General features: G+C 58.5%; 13 protein-coding genes. 5 read left to right on the forward strand and 8 right to left on the reverse strand.

All coding sequences use genetic code 11. The features are described 5' to 3' along the window. The first annotated feature begins 9 nt into the window (after positions 1–9). Both K227x_RS07065 and K227x_RS07070 read left to right on the forward strand, forming a co-directional pair. Entirely contained in the window at positions 10–1,587 is a 1,578-nt protein-coding gene (locus K227x_RS07065; protein ID WP_145168876.1) for an ABC transporter permease, read from the forward strand. Between the two features lie 103 nt (positions 1,588–1,690). Next, positions 1,691–2,413 carry an ABC transporter ATP-binding protein gene (locus K227x_RS07070; protein ID WP_145168877.1) on the forward strand — a complete coding sequence of 241 codons (723 nt, stop codon included), beginning with the start codon at positions 1,691–1,693 and terminating at the stop codon, positions 2,411–2,413. A gap of 1,265 nt (positions 2,414–3,678) precedes the next feature. Here K227x_RS07070 and K227x_RS07075 read toward each other — a convergent pair. Beyond that, a complete protein-coding gene (locus K227x_RS07075) occupies positions 3,679–4,056 on the reverse strand; it encodes a GxxExxY protein (RefSeq protein WP_145168878.1) in 378 nt (125 codons plus the stop codon). Between the two features lie 413 nt (positions 4,057–4,469). Between K227x_RS07075 and K227x_RS07080 the strand changes: the two genes are divergently transcribed. Next, on the forward strand, positions 4,470–5,987 hold the full coding sequence (locus K227x_RS07080; protein WP_145168879.1) for a PcfJ domain-containing protein: 1,518 nt from the start codon (positions 4,470–4,472) through the stop codon (positions 5,985–5,987). Between the two features lie 12 nt (positions 5,988–5,999). On the opposite strand, the gene K227x_RS07085 is transcribed toward K227x_RS07080, so the two are convergent. The 4 genes from K227x_RS07085 to K227x_RS07100 are packed head-to-tail and all read right to left on the reverse strand — an operon-like array spanning position 6,000 to position 10,862. Continuing rightward, complete coding sequence (locus K227x_RS07085; protein ID WP_145168880.1) at positions 6,000–7,241, reverse strand: DEAD/DEAH box helicase; 1,242 nt, start codon at positions 7,239–7,241, stop codon at positions 6,000–6,002. Between the two features lie 32 nt (positions 7,242–7,273). Next, the gene (locus tag K227x_RS07090; RefSeq protein ID WP_246146622.1) at positions 7,274–8,266 is read right to left on the reverse strand and encodes an ABC transporter permease; all 993 of its coding nucleotides are present in this window, start codon (positions 8,264–8,266) and stop codon (positions 7,274–7,276) included. Next, positions 8,266–9,828 carry a sugar ABC transporter ATP-binding protein gene (locus K227x_RS07095; protein ID WP_246146624.1) on the reverse strand — a complete coding sequence of 521 codons (1,563 nt, stop codon included), beginning with the start codon at positions 9,826–9,828 and terminating at the stop codon, positions 8,266–8,268. Before K227x_RS07095 ends, K227x_RS07090 begins: the two co-directional genes overlap by 1 nt. After that, a complete protein-coding gene (locus K227x_RS07100) occupies positions 9,825–10,862 on the reverse strand; it encodes a sugar-binding protein (RefSeq protein ID WP_145168882.1) in 1,038 nt (345 codons plus the stop codon). Before K227x_RS07100 ends, K227x_RS07095 begins: the two co-directional genes overlap by 4 nt. Positions 10,863–11,299: 437 nt before the next feature. Between K227x_RS07100 and K227x_RS07105 the strand changes: the two genes are divergently transcribed. After that, positions 11,300–12,751 (forward strand): sensor histidine kinase, encoded by a 1,452-nt coding sequence (locus K227x_RS07105; protein WP_145168883.1) that lies wholly within the window; start codon positions 11,300–11,302, stop codon positions 12,749–12,751. Positions 12,752–12,951: 200 nt separating this feature from the next. Beyond that, a complete protein-coding gene (locus tag K227x_RS07110) occupies positions 12,952–14,388 on the forward strand; it encodes an NTP/NDP exchange transporter (RefSeq protein WP_145168884.1) in 1,437 nt (478 codons plus the stop codon). A gap of 419 nt (positions 14,389–14,807) precedes the next feature. On the opposite strand, the gene K227x_RS07115 is transcribed toward K227x_RS07110, so the two are convergent. The 3 genes from K227x_RS07115 to K227x_RS07125 are packed head-to-tail and all read right to left on the reverse strand — an operon-like array spanning position 14,808 to position 17,969. Next, entirely contained in the window at positions 14,808–16,571 is a 1,764-nt protein-coding gene (locus K227x_RS07115; RefSeq protein ID WP_145168885.1) for a hypothetical protein, read from the reverse strand. Continuing rightward, a complete protein-coding gene (locus K227x_RS07120; RefSeq protein WP_145168886.1) occupies positions 16,564–17,565 on the reverse strand; it encodes an ABC transporter ATP-binding protein in 1,002 nt (333 codons plus the stop codon). The genes K227x_RS07115 and K227x_RS07120 overlap by 8 nt, the downstream gene beginning before the upstream one ends. Further along, positions 17,562–17,969, reverse strand: a complete 408-nt coding sequence (locus tag K227x_RS07125; RefSeq protein ID WP_145168887.1) for a GntR family transcriptional regulator — start codon at positions 17,967–17,969, stop codon at positions 17,562–17,564. The genes K227x_RS07120 and K227x_RS07125 overlap by 4 nt, the downstream gene beginning before the upstream one ends. Positions 17,970–18,182: the final 213 nt, after the last annotated feature.

Genomic DNA, 18,182 nt, shown 5'->3' on the forward strand with positions numbered 1-18,182 from the left:
GAACGGCAAATGTATCGCTGGCTACTTTGTTTTCGCTATTTGCGTACCCGTTACATCGCGCTCGCTTCGATCATCAGCGTGACTCTAGGGGTGGCGACATTGATCGTCGTCAACAGCGTCATGGCGGGATTTTCGGCCGAAATGCATGATCGGCTGCATGGGTTGGCGTCTGATATCTTGATCGAATGCCATACCAGCGGCGGGATGCCTGATCCCGATGCACGTCTGGCCGAGATCAAAGAAGTTTGTGGCGATCAAATTGCCGGTGCTTCGGTCAGCGTCCATGTTCCAGCCATGCTGGGCATCGATTTCAACGGGCAACTGGTCACTCGGCACGTCAACTTGGTGGGTGTCGAACCTGAAACCTATGACACGGTCAGCCACTTCGGCCGGTACCTGTTGCACCCTGAAAACAAAGAACACGTCACTTTCGATCTGCGAAATGACGGATACGCACCCGACCGTGATTCGTTCCCACCGTCTGGTTGGGCTTACCGAACCGCTCGCGTCGCCTACGACAACGCCCTGGAAGCCGAACGCAACCGATTCAATTCTGCTCGTGGTTTGACCGATCCTGAAGCTGCCAGTGCCGGCCCGATCGAAGCGGATTCGTTGGCCGATGCGCCCAAGATGACTTTCGCTGCACCCGGCGAATTCCTGACGGAACCCACCGACGGTGGTCCCGCCGCACGCACTTTTGATCCTGCGGTCGATCAGTTTCCGGGATTGATACTAGGCATTTCGACATCCAGCGTCCGTTACCGAGATGAAAACAACAACGTTGCCGACCGGTTTTATTGCCGACCTGGCGACGACGTCCGCATGATGTTCCCCAACGCGGCGGACAACACCAAGGTCGTCAACCAGAAGTTCACCGTCGTCGACATGTACGAGTCGGGGATGAGCGAGTACGACAGCACGTTCGCGTTTTGTCGTTTGGACCAGCTGCAAGATTTCCGCGGGATGATCGATCCACAATCCGGGACTCGCAGCATCACGACGATCCAATTGAAACTGGTCGAGGGCGCCAGTTTGAACGAAGTGCGTGATGCACTGCGTCGCCGGTTCCCGCCGCACCAGTTCGCCTACGACATCCAAACTTGGCGTGACATGCAGGGCCCACTTTTGGCTGCGGTCCGCTTGGAAACGACGATCTTGAACATCCTGTTGTTCCTGATCATTGCGGTTGCCGGGTTCGGCATTCTGGCAACGTTCTTCATGATCGTGGTCGAAAAGACTCGCGACATCGGCACCCTGAAAGCATTGGGAGCGTCCGGCGCGGGGGTGATGAGCATCTTCCTGAGCTACGGTTTGCTGCTAGGGTTTGTCGGCAGCGGTGCCGGTCTAATTGGCGGCCTGTTGTTTGTCCGACACATCAATTCCGTGGCCGGCGTGATTGAAAAGTTCACCGGTCAAGAAGTCTTTGACCCGACGGTGTATTACTTCACCGAGATTCCCACGATCATTTACCCGTTCACTTTGGTGTGGGTCATGGTGGGGGCCGTCGCGATCGCAGCGATGGCTAGTGTGTTGCCGGCATTGCGGGCGGCACGTATGCATCCCGTTCGCGCCCTGCGATTTGAATAAGCCGATTTGAGGCATTGGTTGTGAGGGCGACGGCGTTGGCGCCGATCGCCCCGTCGACTGGCCATGCGTCCCACCCGTTTTCATTCTTACGGTCGATCAATCCATGAATCAACCCACTGTTTTGTCCGCTCGCGGCATCTACAAGAGCTATCACAAAGACAAAATCGAAGTGCCGGTACTGCGTGGCGTCGATGTCGAAATGACCGCTGGCTTGGTGACCGCTTTGGTCGGTCGCAGCGGTAGCGGCAAGAGCACCTTGATGCACTTGATGGCGACTTTGGATCAACCCGACAAAGGCGAAGTGTATTTCAACGGCCAGCGGATCGACAACGCGCCGCGTGCCCGCCGCGATGCCTATCGCAATCAAGACATCGGCATCATCTTTCAGTTCTATCACTTGTTGCCCGAATTGTCGGCACTGGAAAACGTGCTGGCGCCGACCATGATCAGCCGCAGTGTGTGGAACTATTTCACGCATCGCAAAGAGGTCCGGTTGCGAGCCGAGGCGATGTTGGATCGCGTTGGGCTGTTGCATCGTGCGAAACACAAACCGTCGGAAATGAGTGGCGGAGAGATGCAGCGGACGGCGATCGCGCGAGCTCTGATGACAGACCCGTCGTTGTTGCTGGCCGACGAACCGACCGGCAACCTGGATACCGAGACCGGTCAGGATATCTTGAAACTGTTGGCGCAGCTGAACCGAGATGATGGGCTAACCATTGTCATGATCACTCACGACGATTCCATCGCCGCAGACGCTGACATCTGTCACCGCATGCAGGATGGAATGCTGGAAACAACGCCCCCAAAGCTACAAGCGGCGTAATCTAGGACGCCGCTGATCAACCTCTGGACCCCACTCGATCGAGCGAATAGGGGCGAGGCTGTCGATGTCTCATCCCCGCAAGCACTGCGTTTGAACAGCCGCCGACGAAGAGACGAGGGGATCGTTTGAACCACGAATCACACGAATTCCAGCACTGGTTTTATTCGTGTCATTGGTGTGATTCGTGGTTGAATTTCTTCGCCCAACCTACGCAGGCGTTCGCTCGGATCAGCGTGCGAAGCGTTCTAGACAGGCAGCGCACTGAAACTGCCGCCCATACCTTCGTGGAACTTGGTCACCGCATCTTGCTGGTACCACAGTGAAGAATCAACCACGAATCACACGAATGACACGAATTCCAGCACCCGTTTTCATTCGTGTGATTGGTGTGATTCGTGGTTGGATTTCTTCGTCCAACCTACGCAGACGCTCGCTCGGATCAGCGTGCGAAGCGTTCTCGGCAGGCGGCGCACTGAAACTGCCGTTCATACTTTCGTGGACCTCGGTCATCACATCTTGCTGGTGCCAGAGTGAAGAACTAACCACGAATCACACGAATGACACGAATTCCAGCACCCGTTTTCATTCGTGTGATTGGTGTGATTCGTGGTTAAATTTCTTCGTCCAACCTACGCAGGCGCTCGCTCGGATCAGCTTGCGAAGCGTTCTCGGTAGGTGGCGCACTGAAACTGCCGCCCATACCTTCGTGGAACTTGGTCACCGCATCTTGCTGGTACCACAGTGAAGAATCAACCACGAATCACACGAATGACACGAATTCCAGCACCCGTTTTTATTCGTGTGATTGGTGTGATTCGTGGTTGAATTTCTTCGTCCAACCTACGCAGGCGTTCGCTCGGATCAGCGTGCGAAGCGTTCTCGGCAGGCGGCGCACTGAAACTGCCGTTCATACTTTCGTGGACCTCGGTCATCATATCTTGCTGGTGCCAGAGTGAAGAACTAACCACGAATGACACGAATTCCAGCACCCGTTTTTATTCGTGTCATTGGTGTGATTCGTGGTTGAATGTCTTCGTCCAACCTACGTAGGCGTTCGCTCGGATCAGCTTGCGAAGCGTTCTCGGTAGGTGGGCTCACGGAATCAGCCTCCCGTGCCTTCGTGGATCTGGCTCATCCCATCTTGCTGGTGCCAGAGTGAAGAACCAACCACGAATCACACGAATTCCAGCACTGGTTTTATTCGTGTGATTGGTATGATTCGTGGTTGAATTTCTTCGTCCAACCTACGCAGGCGTTCACTCGTATCAGCGGACGATGCGTTCGTATTGCAGTTTGGGATAGTGTCCGAAGTTGGCGATGATGCCGAGGCGATAGCCGGTCGCTTTCAAGTAGTTGTGGACCTGAGCACGGTGTTCATCTGTGATTTCTTTGACGGCTTTCAGTTCCAGGATGATTTGGTCATAGCAAATCGCGTCTGGGGTGTACTTAGCCTGAAGCGTGTGCTGCTTGTAGCGAAGTTTAAGTTGGACCTGGGGAACGAACGGGATGCTCTGATCGGTCATTTCAAACTCCGTGCATTCTTGGTAGACCGGTTCCACGAATCCGCAGCCCATTTCGTTGTACACCTCGAAACATGCTCCGACGATTTTGTAACTCTCGTTTTTGAAAAGGACCTCAGCCATTTCATCTTCCTTCGACGGGGCGGGAGTGGACCACGAGGTGCACGAATGACAACGCCCGGATTCTTGTTCGTGCGAGTGGTGGTCTTCGTGGTTGGGGAATTGTTTGCAGCTAGAAAGCAGATCAAACGAACTATCGGTGCTCAACACGCGGGTGCCGGACTGGCTTTTGGGAAACCTGGGCAGTTTCTTGCGAACCCGCCTGGTCGAGCGACTCTCTGGTCTTTGCGACGGTGAAGTGCATGGCACTCCATTGAACCGTCGCTCTGCAAATTCGCCCTGCGAAGCTCTGCACCCGCAGCACTCGGTAGCCCAAAGATTGAAACGATGACTTTGAATTTTGGAACAAAACGGCATCCGTCCAGGTCCCCGATCGTATCGGTGATCCCTGGTTTGTTTCCGATTCGAGGTCATTCATGGTTAAGAAAGCAAAGTCCGCTGGTGTAGCGGCCCCTTCTGAGAAGCTGCAATCGCATTTGCGCAGTTTGGGATTCACGACGGTATCGCAGTACCTTGTTTGGTGCGAGCAGCACGGATTTGGTCGCGGCTTGAACAAGCCGAACCAGATGTTGGCGCGCGAGCGAAGGCACCGCGCCGATACGGTCGCTGCCCTGCGCCAGCAGCAGGTCCAGCAGAAGAAGCGTTCGCCCAAGGACACTCTGCTGTGCTTGGCCAAAGGCGACTTGCCCGTCACCCAGGTCCCCAATCAAGGGTACCGCTGCTTTGGCGAACTGTTGTGTTGGCATCGCCGCCGCGTTGCCGAAACGGGGTTCCGCCAACGCGACTTGATCGATTTGGTCGAACATCTTTGCGCGGTCCGTTCCAAGATCATCGATCCATCGCTGCATAACGTCAGCCTGGTCGATGGCGGCATCCCGCTGGTTGCTTCCTTGGTGTTGTTGGCGGCGGAGCGGAAGCGTTGGATTCGCCCGCTGGATCAGTGGCGACCGCGGACGCGGAATCCCAGGCGGCAACTGCGATCCTTGCTTCGCCACCTGTTGGATCGCTATGACGAAGTGCCACGGTTCATGGATCAGGCCTGGACGATTGGGTTGGATGCGTCCGGCACGATCGACCGGACGGGCCAGGCGTACCGGCACTGGTATCGACACCTGGGGCTGGGGCACAGCGTTCGCAAATTGGAACTTCCCATCGCGTTGAATCGGACGATGGCGGTTTGGTTCAAACAGGCGCCCGACGAACTTAGCATTCCACAGGCACTCCGCTGGGCCCAGATGATGGGGATCAGTGGCAACGGATCGCTGGCTGCGGCCGTGATGGTGTCGCGTCTATCGGACAGTTTTGATCACGAGCCGTTTTGGGCCACGGTGATGCAGTGGTTGGCCGGCCAGCCGATGTTGGATACCAATCAGGTTGGCCCCATCGTTGACTATCTGCACCATCGACGCTTTGTTGCGGAAATCGCGGGCCGTGGGGCCGGCGACGATTGTCCGCCCTGCCCTGCGGAGCCGAACTTGACGATGAAGGGGCGGACGGCACAGTCCGTGCTGCGGCAAGTCGATGCATGGCACCGTCGGCTGGCCAGCGACAATCGGCTGCAGGTCGCCGCGTGGCGGCCATCAGGATTCGCTGGATTCGAATTCAGCGAGGGCACCTTGGCGGGCGGCAATCTAAAGATTTGGACGATCCGCGAACTGCTGAGTTCCAGGTCGTTAGCGATCGAGGGCCGCAAACTGAAGCACTGTGTGGCCAGCTATGCCAACAGTTGTGCACGCGGCGCGACATCGATCTGGACGATGGAAGTCGAAACATTCAGCGGGCTGACGAAATGCCTGACGATCGAGGTTCGTCCGGGCAACCGCCAGATCGTGCAGATCCGCGGTCGATTCAATCGCCGGATGACCGAAAAAGAACAGTCCGTCATCCAGCGTTGGTGCACGACGGCCGGGCTGACCATCGGCAAGTACGTCTAGCGGCGGCTCTATTTAGCGTCGGCGGGTGACTTTTCGGTGCATCGGGTTGAGCACCTTGCGAAGTGGTTTTTCTTCGACTTTGACCACTTCGACGGGCATTTCGACCGTTTCGAAGCCGTCCATCGTGTCACGTTTCAGTTCTTTGTTGATCCGTTGTTCGATGCTGGTCAGCACATCGCCTTCGCCGGGGACGACGAAGGTATAGGCCACGCCGTCGCGGCCCATTCGGCCGGTACGTCCGACACGGTGCACATAGTCGTCACAGTCTTGAGGGACGTCGTAGTTGATGATGTGCGAAATCGTGCTGATGTCGATTCCTCGTCCCACCACGTCGGTCGCGACCAGAACTTTCAGTTTTCGGTCCCGCAGCGACTGCAGCACGCGGTCACGTTCACGCTGTTGCATGTCGCCGTGCATCGATCCGCAATTGTCGAACGAACGGGCCAGTTGGCGGTAGAGCCGGTCGGTGCCGCGTTTGGTGCGACAGAAAACGATCGCCTGTTCGGGTTTTTCCCGTTCTAGCAGTCGTTCTAGCAGTTCGCCTTTTTTATTCTGGGCGACGGTGAAGTATCGCTGTTCGATCGTTTCGACGGACATTTCGTCCTTGCAGCAATCGATCACCTCGGGATGATGCATGTACGATTCGGCCAAACGGCGGACCGTTGGCGGCAGCGTGGCCGACAACAGCAGCGTTTGCCGATCTCGCGGGCATTTCCGCAGGATCCGTTCGATTTGTGGGCGGAAACCGATATCCAGCATGCGGTCGGCTTCGTCCAAGACCACGCACCAGACTTTGTTGGTTCGCAGCGAACCACGTTGCAGGTGGTCGTGCAGTCGTCCGGGGGTCCCGACAACGATTTGGACGCCGTTTTCCAGCTGCCGCAATTGGCGGGTGATGTTCTTGCCACCGGCTAGCACGGCAATCTCGGTCGGTTCGCCCCAAGCTAGGCGTTCGGCTTCGCGTCCGACTTGGTCCGCCAGTTCGCGGGTCGGCACGACGATGATCGCTTGCGGATCGCGGCATTCTTCCAGCGGATCAAGCTGTTCCAGGATCGGAATCGAAAATGCGGCAGTTTTACCGGTACCGGTGCGAGCCTGGCCGATCACATCGAGGCCGTCGAGGGCCAACGGGATCAAGGCGGACTGGATGGGCGACGGGGCTTCAAAACCGGCTTTTTTCAACGCCCGACGCATCACGGGCGAGAGATCTAGGTCGTCAAAGGATGCGTCGGCTGGCGATAAGGATGGATTCATCCCGCCAGTGTAACGCGATTTGGCCGTTTGGACTATGCGTTTCGATTGGAAGCCTGTTGGGCCAGTCGGCGCCGCGACGCGTACCGCTTGACCGCTTCGTCGGCAATCACACCGCCCAGGATCACGGCACCGATCACGGCATACTCGATATTCGTCGGAATCCAATCCACCAACGTGATGGTGTTCTTCAAAACCTGCATCACAGCGGCCCCGATCACCACGCCGATAATCGTGCCCTCGCCGCCCCGCAGGCTGCAGCCGCCCAGAACCGCGCCGGCGATCGCATAAAGTTCATAAAAGTTTCCAAAGTCGACCGGCTGGGCACTGCCCACATCCAGCACGAACAACAGGCCGCCCAGCCCGCTTAAGGCACCGCAGATCACATACGCCAAGATCGTGATCCGGTCGGTGTTGATGCCGCTGAACCGGGTCGCGGTTTCGTTCCGCCCCAGCGCCAGCATGTACCGGCCATAGACCGTGTAGTTCAAAAATACGATCGCCAGTGCCGCGACGATCACCAGGATTAAACACGGCATCGGGATGCCGAATTCGGTTCCGGGCAATGGGATTTGCCCCTGAGAAAGTTCCCTCAGCATCTTGTATTCGCCGCGAAACCCCTGGGTCTGGTCGGCCACCAGACCGCGAGTGAACCCGCGATAGAACAACAAACCACATAGCGTGACGACAAACGGTTGAAGTTTTAGTTTGGTGATCAACAGCCCGTGCGTCACGCCGATCAGCAGCGATATCCCCACCACCACCCCCAGCGCCACCGGCACCGATATCCCCTGTTCGACCAACATCCACGGCAACAGGCATCCGATCAAACAAACGACTGATCCGATCGACAGGTCGATGCCAGCGGTGATGATCACAAACGCCGCACCGATCGACAAAATGCCGAACAGGGCACTGCGACGGAGCAGGTTTTCGATGTTGTACAGCGTCAGGAAACGATCGCTCATCAACGCCGTCATGACGCAAATGAAAACCAACAGTCCTAGAATGCCAAGGATCTTTTTCATCAGTTCGTTGCTTTTCCAATAAGCCTGTCGTTCGGATGTCCGGTCGCTAACTGCATGATCGCTTCTTCCGAGAAATCTTGTCGGTCCAGTTCGCCCGTCACCTGGCCTTCATGCAGCACGATGATCCGGTCGGACATCGAAAGCACTTCTTCCATTTCGCTGCTGACAAACAGAATCGCCACGCCGCGTTCGGCCAATTCTTCCATCAGTCGATAGATTTCCTGCTTGGCACCGATGTCGACCCCGCGAGTCGGTTCGTCCATCAGCAGGACCTTGGGATGCATCGACAACCATTTGCCGATCACCACTTTTTGTTGGTTTCCGCCAGAGAGGAACTGCACCGGTTGCCGATCCGAAGGCGTCTTGATGTTCATCTCGGCGATCATTTGTTCCGAATCAGCGATCTCTTGTTTCCGATTCAGGAATCCACCGGCCTTCTGGTTTCGTCCCAGTCCGGGCAATCCGATATTGGATCGAATGCCGATTTCTAGGATCAGGCCTTCCTCTTTGCGGTCCTCGGGGACCAATGCCATCCCCGCGTCGATCGCCGCTCGGCAAGTCAGCGGGGCGATGCGTTTTCCGTCGATGGCGACGGTGCCGGCGATCGGTGGATCGATCCCGAAGATCGCCCGCAGAATTTCGGTTCGCCCGGCGCCGACCAATCCGGCCAGCCCCACCATTTCGCCCTGGCGAACCTGCAGCGTCGCGGCGTGATCGGGCCACATTTGCGTCTGCAAACCTTCGATCGACAAAACGACGTCGCCGATGCAATGGTCCTCGCGAGCGTAGAACTGCGAAATGTCACGGCCGACCATCCGGGTGACCATCGCATCGTGAGTGATTTCGTCGCCCGAGAGTCCGCCCGCATTCTGGCCATCGCGTAGCACGCTGACCCGGTCGGCCAACGTTTCAATCTCGCGCAAACGGTGCGAGATGTAGATGACCGTGACGCCGCGATTTCGCAGGTCTTCGATCACCGTGAACAGTTTCTCGGTTTCGTGCTGGGACAGGCTGCTGGTCGGTTCGTCCATGATCAGGACACGGGCATCGACCGACAAGGCTTTGGCAATTTCGACCAATTGCTGAAGCCCGATCGTCAGGTCTTTGACCAAGGTTTTGGGTTCGATATCCAGCCCGACCATGGCAAGGAATTTGCGGGATTCCGATTCGATCCGCTTGAAATCGATCAGACCCAGACGCAGCGGTTCGCGGCCTAGAAAGATGTTGGCGCCGACATCCAGATTGTCGGCTAGGTTTAGTTCTTGGTGAATCAACGCGATGCCAAGGTCCAGGGCCGTTTCGACCGATGGAATCTTGACGGGGCGACCGTCCAGCAAGATTTGACCCTCGTCGGGCGGTTGGACGCCCGCCAAGATCTTCATCATCGTGCTTTTGCCAGCGCCGTTTTCGCCGATCACGGCATGGACTTCGCCATGGGCAAATTCCAACGACACGTCCGTCAGCGCTTTCACGCCAGCGAATCGTTTGTTGATGTTGCAGACCGATAACAAAGGTGGCAGGCGGTCAGGCGTCGCGATGGGTTCGTCCAAAACGCCGTTCACTCTTCACCCAGATTCTTTTTCAGCTCGTCCCAGTATTCGTCAATGTTGTCTCGGCGAATTTGCGATGCCGGGATGTTCAGGAAACCGTTTTCGGGGATCTCCAGTTCGGCAAGCGTTTGGCCACGCGTGAGGCCCGCCAAGATTCGCACCGACTGTCGACCGTACTCGAACGGGTTCTGGACGACGGTGCCGTGAACGTTCCCGTCGACGATCCCTTGCAAGGTTTCGTTGGCTTCGTCGAATGCGATGACCTTGATTTTGCCAAGCTTGTCGGCCTGGCCCAGAGCTTCCAAGATCAACGGTGGGTTGTAAGCGAAAAGTCCGACCATCCCGGCCAGATCGCTGTGCCGCGACATCGCATCTTCGGCATTCGCTTTGCCTTGGGCGCGGTCGAACTGGTCGGTGTAGGTGCCGACAATGTGCCATTTGCCTTCCTGGATATCGGCATCCGGCGGGTCGAAACGGGTCGGGTCTTCGCTGCGTCCTAGGATCGCATCGATCACGCCTTGTCGGCGTCGACGTGCGTTGTCTTGTTCCAGCCGCCCGATGAAAATCGCGACCTTTCCGCCGTCGGGAAGTGCCTCGGTCACCAAATCACCACACATCCGGCCGGCCAGATAGTTGTCCATGCCGATGTAGCACTGGCGATCCGAATCCGGGGCGTCGCTGTCTTGGGTGATAACGTGAGCCTGTTTGGCGGCTCGGTTGATCAATTCGTTTTGGTTGTCGGGATCGATGGGGCTGATCGCGATCCCGTCGGTGCCCTTGGTGATCAAGTCTTCGATGATGCGTTTCTGGTCGCTGATCCCTTCGGCCGGCATCAGCACGTCCACATTGGCGTCAAAGTCTTTGCCGCCCTGGTGGACCCCCGCCTCGGCAATCACCCAAAACGAAGCCACGCCGTTGGTGACATACGCGACCGAGGGGCGATCGTCATCGCCACCGGATTGCGAGGTCGACGACGAACTGCAGCCGACCATGGTCAGCGCCAGGATCGGGAACAGGAAAATGCTAGACGCCAAAGTTCGTTTCATGGTCGGCTTCGTGTGGAGGATGCGACCTGGGCGACCTCGGAAGGCCGACATTGGACGCTGAACGACAAGAGTTTAGGTGCGAGCGATGGCGGTCGCAAGCATTGCCGCTAGATCGGTCTTCATCTGCTTGTGGATCGCTCGGACACCACTAGGGATCGGTAATGTTCCCCAGCCACCCGATCCGAGGGGCAGAGTTTGCCGGAATTGCAGGACGAAAGGATTGTGGGTTCAGCATGGTTGCTGCGGTTTGGGTAGCGGTTGGGGATCGGTGCGGCCGTTGAATTTGTCGATACGACCGGACTATCACTCGTGGACCTACCTGCGGACGCGCCGCGGTGGCGTTCCGCCAGCATTTCACTGACCGCGACGGGCAGGTGTCACCGATGTGATAGCAATACGCAGCCCTGCGTTTTCATTTTTGTAGGAGGATCGTGACCTTGGCTCTTTCAAACTCAACAGCTCCGAAACACTCTCGTCGGACCACCGGCGCGGTATCCTCTCCGCAGTCCGATGTCATTCAGCAGGCGTTGGCTAGCGAAGCTGCCGCGGCGCGAGTGATGAGCGAGACGGCTCACGATCTTCGTTCGCCCCTGACCGCCGTCCGCGAAGCGATTCGCTTGGTGCACGACGGCGACTTGGGCGCGATATCCATCGACCAACGGGGCTGTTTGGCCGCCGCCATCGATCAGTGCAACTGTATCGACCAGATGGTCGGCGAAATGGTTCAACTAGAACGGCTTCGGTCCGGGATGCCGCGCGCCAACCGAAGCTGGATCGATGTCGCCGAAGTGCGTCGCGTCGTCGACGATACGCTGCAGCCATGGGCCGTGCCACGGAACATCGACGTCCTGTGGGACGCCGCCGAAAATGCCGGTGCGATCGTGTTTGCCGATGCCAGCATCCTGCGACGATTGATCGTCAATTTGGTGACCAACGCGATCCGTGCTAGCCGAGACGGCAGTACGGTCCTGATCCGGCTGCAGCGAAGCCGTGGCGACGAAATGTTGCTGTGGTCGGTTGTCGATCAGGGCGCCGGGATCAGCGAACGTGACATCCGTCAAATCGCCGATCGACAGGTCTCCCTCAGCGGTGGCGAAGGGCTCGGGCTAACGATCTGTCGTCAGTTGGCCGCCGTTCACTTTTCGTCTTTGAAACTAAGGTCGCGGCTTGGCTACGGTACCGAAGTCAGCTTCCAAACACCGGCATTGGGCCCCCGTTCGGTTGCCGGGGCATGGGCGCGATGGCGAGTGGAAGCACGCGGCGAACTTCACCAACCATCGCAACACCATCATCGTGCCGATGGGATGCAGGCTGACGACGCCGTTGAACGCGTCCGATTGGACCCGCCATCGGTCGCTGTCGAAATCTCACAGACCACTGCCCATCCGCGCTGCGAAGATCGGATGGCGGCCGGAACCGTCACCCTAGGGGCTGCGGTGTCGCGCCAAGCAGCCGATGCGTTTGATCAATGTTTGCAATCGCAGTTGCAGTTGTTCGAACTCGTCTATCGCGTCGATTCTCGCCGCTGGGTGTGGGTGTTTGACACCGATGCCCACAGCGTGGATGCCAGGATCGCCCTGGTGTCGGACCACGCAAAGTCGCAAGTCGACGGCATTCGGATGGCATGGTCGGCGCCTCAGATGATTCCCGTGGATGCGAGGCGTACGGAAGCCAGGCTCAGCGATTTGATGGTGCGAGAAACGTTGGCAGCGTCCGCTTCGGCACGCGGAGTGGACCAGAACGATGTGCGTCTGGGCGCCGCTCCGATCGTCCATAGTGAAGCGGCCGCCGCCCGGTTGGACGCGGAACTACGGCGGTTGAGCGACCAGATGCGTGGGCAAACGCTGCGTCTTCGCCAGCAAGCTCGCAATCTACGCCCCATCAATTAATTGGTTCGCAACTAGTTGGTTAGCAATTGGTTGGTTAGCAATTAGTCGGTTAGCAATTAGTCGGTTGGCAACGACTGGAGCTGCAACGACTGGGAAGGCGGACCGCGGCAGTCCTAGGCCGGCCGCCCTGATTGCGGGATACGCATTGCGGTACGCTATCGGCAGCGACAAACCGCAGGCCCCATTACGAATGCTGAATCATGACCGCCGATCATTCTGACGCGGGGCGTCCTAGCGACGATCGCGATCGAAGCGCTGAAAATGATCGGGCAGCGAAAGACGGTCCGCCCGATGGTCTGACGGATGGGCCGCGGGTTCGCCCCGGGGAACGCGGCGCCGTGGTCTGGGCGACCGCTTGGTTCTTTTTCATCTTGCTGGGCTATTTGATCGTTCGCCCGGTCCGCGAAACGATGGGCAGCATCGGTGGGACGAAGCAGTTGCAAGGGCTGATGTTGGTCACCTTTGCGGTCATGCTGGTCGCTGTGCCAATCTATTCCGCACTGGTGGCTCGCTTGCCCCGCCGTTGGTTGGTCCGCGTCGTCTACCACTTTTTTGCCGCCTGCTTGCTGGCGTTCTTTCTGCTGATGCGGGTGGACAACGAATCGGTTCAGGTGGCCACCGCTCGCGTTTTCTTTGTTTGGGTGAACGTCTTTTCGCTGTTCGCGACCAGCGTTTTCTGGAGCGTGTTGGCGGATTTGTTCAGCAGTTCGCAAGGCAAACGTTTGTTCGGAATGGTCGCCGCCGGAGGGACCGCGGGGGCCATCACGGGATCGCTGCTGACCAGCCAATTGGCCAGCGTTTTGTCGACCAGTTGGCTGCTGTTGATCCCGGTCGTGATGATCGAAATCGGACTGATGTGCGCCTGGCGACTGGAGACGACGGTCGCGAAAAATGGGGTTGGTTCGGAGCGAGGCTTGTCGGGTGGGGCAGCGGCCGATGACGCGAAAGCCGGCGACGCCGATTCCGACAAACCGACCGGTGGCGGGTTGCTAAGCGGGATCACGCACGTTGCGTCGTCGCCGTACCTGATGATGATCTGTTTGTTCTTGTTCTTTGTTCAAGCGTGCGGGACCCAGTTGTACTTTGAACAGGCCGAAATCGTTGCTGACCAGATCGAAACGAAACAGCAGCGGACGGAGTTGTTTGCCTATCTGGATCTGGGGACGCAGGTGCTGACGTTGTTGGTGCAGTGGTTGCTTTCCGGCGTGATCCTACGGCGGCTGGGCGTGGCCGTTTCGTTGGTGATTTTGCCATGCGTTTACGCGGCGGGCTTCGCGTCGCTGGCCGTTGCCCCGGTGCTGCTGACGCTGTGTGTGGTCGTGGTTATTTCCCGAGCGATCGGTTACGGGATCACGGTGCCTGCGCGAGAAGTGTTGTTCACCGTTGTCAGTCGCGAAGAGAAATACAAATCGAAAAGCTTCATCGACACGGTCGTGCTGCGCGGTGGCGACGCGATCTCCGGGCAGATCTTCGGGTCGCTGCGATCCTGGGGACTGAGTCTGTCGGTGCTGAACCTGTGGGCGATCCCGCTGACAGGTTTGTGGGCCGTGGTGGCATGGCGATTGGGGCGAAAGCAACAGCAGCGGTCTGTCAGGATTCCCAACACGCATCGCCCAGGCAAAAAACCGACTCCGTAGCGCAAGTCGCCAACACTTTCGGCCCCCCCCCTCCTAGCCGCCCCCGTAGCGCAAGTCGCCAAGACTTTCGGCCCCCCCCTCCTAGCCGCCCCCGTAGCGCAAGTCGCCAAGACTTTCGGCCCCCCCCCTCCCTAGCCGCCCCCGTAGCGCAAGTCGCCAAGACTTTCGGCCCCCACTCCTCCCTAGCCGCCCCGTAGCGCAAGTCGCCAAGACTTTCGGCCCCCCCTCCCTAGCCGCCCCCGTAGCGCAAGTCGCCAAGACTTTCGGCCACCCCCGCCCTAGCCGCCCCCGTAGCGCAAGTCGCCAAGACTTTCGGCCCCCCCCTCCCTAGCCGCCCCCGTAGCGCAAGTCGCCAAGACTTTCGGCCACCCCTCCCTAGCCGCCCCCGTAGCGCAAGTCGCCAAGACTTTCGGCCACCCCTAGCGGTGCCGGTTCCAGTAGGCCGACAACGGCAGCATCAGGATTCCGCCCAGCGGGATCAGGCAAGCGGTCATGGACACCCAGTGCCAGCTTTCGATGATCGCGAAGGGATTGATGAACGCTAGCGGGCCGCCGATCCCGATGGAAACGATCACCCACCCAATCCACACGGTGCAAATGGAACGCGGCCTAGCCAAGTCAAGCTTCCGTAGCTTGATGCTGATGCCGGTGGCCACGATCAGTTTCGTCACTAGCAATGCGATGATGGCCGGGCGGATAAAACGACTCAGCGCGACCAGCGAAGCGCGTGCCGATTCCCAATCGCTTTGGTGTGCCAACCATAGGCTGATAATGCCAATCGGCACCAGGAAACCGATTCCGCATGCAAAGGCAAGCGGAATCGCAACCCAGTCGCGACCGGTGCTGCCGGCCCACGACAAGCCGCCTGCGAAACTGGCCGCCACCGTCGTGAATCCGATCACAATCATCAACGAGATTGCCAAGCCGATGTTGATCGCCTGCGCCGGTGCGTCCAGTTGTCTGGCAATCTCCTGGGACCACTGGATCCAGATCTCACGATTCGATGGCCAGATAGCCCAGCCTGCGAATGCCAGCAGGATGAACGCGAACATGCAGGCCGCCATCGACATCGAAACTGCGGCCCGTGTCCAAGCGATGGCGGCATCACTGACTGGTGAACGAACTAGGATCGGGGGCAATTTCGCCGATGGTGATTCGCCCGCAACGGAAACGCTGATACCCGCCAGGACAGCGAAACTGATCAACGCCATGGCGACCCAAGCTGCGTGAAACGGGGTGGCAAGTGTCAGGATCAAAACCAACGGCAACGTGCCGACCAGCAGAGTCCGCAACCAGTAATCCCGCGTCGAAGTAAGCTCGAACCACGCGATCGCCGCCACAGGACTTGCAAAGGTTCGAACCGGAACTTCGATTTGGCGTTCCGTGGTGATCGCCTGTTGAGTGCTGTTGGATAGGGCTGCGGTTCGATGGAAAATGCCTCGCTCGAACATCCCCGTCGAAGTGATCCCCTCGGCGGACGTGCGTGCCTTTTCGATCGACATCACCGCGGCCACCATGGCGACCCCCCAGTTGATAACGGCGAAAGCGGCGCTGGACCAGATTGCCAGCGGACGCCAGCCCACGGCCGGCATCGTCGGTGCAGCAAAGTACAGTAGCAAGAATGCATACGATACGACGGCGGCCAACGCGATCCAGATGAAGCGAGTCCATGCAAATTTGAACGGGCGCCAAGCGATCGCCATCAACCACATGGCCACTGCCGAAAACGCAAAGCAGGGAATCACGATGGGTGGGGTAGCCCCGACGAAGTGTCTGACCAAACCGGATCCTAGGCACCACACCATGCTGATCCAAGCGGTTTTTAGCAGCAGCGGAACGACAGCGATCTTCCAAGACCGGATCGGCATCCGCAGCACAAAGTGACTGCAGTTGCTTTCGGGCAAATTGACACTGTTGCCGCTGGAGAAATCAAACAGCACCAAGCTGGCAATCCCAGCGGGTAGGAAGGTCCACGCGATGATGACGGCGGAATATCGAGCCAGGTCTTCGGCTTCGGTCGTGGGGGCCAATGTCTGGTGTATCGCCAGGACGATGCTGCAGCCGATCACGATGATCCCCAGCAGCACGATCGCCGCGGTTCGACTGCGTGAGATTGCCAGTCGCGTCAGTGCCATTGTTTCAGGCATGCCCAATGCGTCAAACATGCCCCGTGAATTAAACATGATTGGGGGCCTCGGAATCTTTGGCGACACTGTTCGGCGCCGATGGGGACGGATGGGACGTTCCATCACCGCCGCGGCCCACGCGAGCGGCGAACCAGCGTTCCAGCGACATCGGCCGGGTCTGGATCAAGCCGATTTCGCTGGATATTTCTGGCGATTCTAAGCGGTCGCGTTGGGCGGCGGCCGACCATTCCTGGCCGCTGGACTGCCAGCCCCACACGCCCTGGATCGATGGCGGCGATGACCACGCCGATTTCGGGCGGCAAATGATTTCCGCGTAGTCGGTCGCGATCGATTCGGTGGTCGTGGTCTCGATGATCCGGCCGTCGTGCATCACCGCGATGTGGTCGCAAACACGGTCCACTTCGTCCAGCAAATGGCTCGAAAACAGCACCGTCCGGCCGTCGTCGCTGACGGTACGGATGATCGCTTCCAGGATGTCGCGTCTGGCGATCGGGTCCAGCCCGCTGGACGGTTCGTCCAGGATCAACAGTTCGGGTCGGTGAGCGATCGCGACCAGTAGGCCCGCGCGAGCACGTTGACCCTTGGACAGCGAACGTAGCTTGGTGGACCGGGCCAGACTGAACAGATCGCATAGCTCGGTCGCGTAGGCGTTGTCCCAGGTCGGGTACAGCGCACGCGTGAAATCGATCAACTCACCCACTCGCATCCACTTCGGCAGCGAATCTTCCTCGGTCAGATAGCCGATCCGCTTTAGCACGCCTTCCGGGTCGGCCACCGGGTCATGCCCCAACACACGGACTTTGCCTTGGTGTGCTTTCAGCGAACCGATCAGGTGCCGAATCAGTGTCGTTTTGCCAGCGCCGTTGAGCCCAACGAGTCCAAAGATGGAGCCTTGGGGAACCGACAGGTCGACGCCCGCCAAGGCGACCGTGCCACGAAAGCTGCGCTCGAGTCCCTGGACGTCAACGGCAGGCGGTTGTCCGGCGGTCGGGGGTTGGGCGGGTGGGGGAATAGTCTGTGGTGACTTCATGATCCGCTTGCCTTTTCCGAAGGGTTTTCGCCAGATAGCTTCTCGTCCCGTGTCATCAGCAGCCCCACCACGTCGTCGATGGTGAACCCGAGATGGCGGGACTGGATGATCAGATTGTCCAAGTGAGGTTCCAGCGATCGCCGCCGCTGGGCCACCGATCGCTGTTGGGTGGTCTCTGCCACAAACGTTCCCGTCGTGCGGCGTTTTTCGACCAGCCCGTCGTTTTCGAGCTCGCGATAAGCACGGGCGACCGTGTTCGGGTTGACCCGCAAGCTTTCCGCCAACGTGCGGATCGCGGGCAATTCATCGCCCGTGTTCAGCCCGCCCGAGAAGATTCGGGTTCGAATTTGGTCCACGATCTGTTGGTAGATCGGGACGCCGTCGGATGAGATATGGATTCGCATGATTGACCTGTTGTGTTAATTCATTAATACAGAATCGCGAGCCCGTGTCAAGTTTTTTTCAGGGCATCCTTGCCGCAAGCCCGGCGGTCGGCATCGGCCGCGGATGCTTTTCACTGCGGTGGGGTGGGTTTCACGCGTGCAACAGGATGAAATGGCGAAATTTTAGAAATGGGCTTGCCAAAACAGCGTCAATCTTGCGATAGCCCTCAGGAA

Source organism: Rubripirellula lacrimiformis (genome assembly GCF_007741535.1).
Lineage (GTDB): Bacteria > Planctomycetota > Planctomycetia > Pirellulales > Pirellulaceae > Rubripirellula > Rubripirellula lacrimiformis.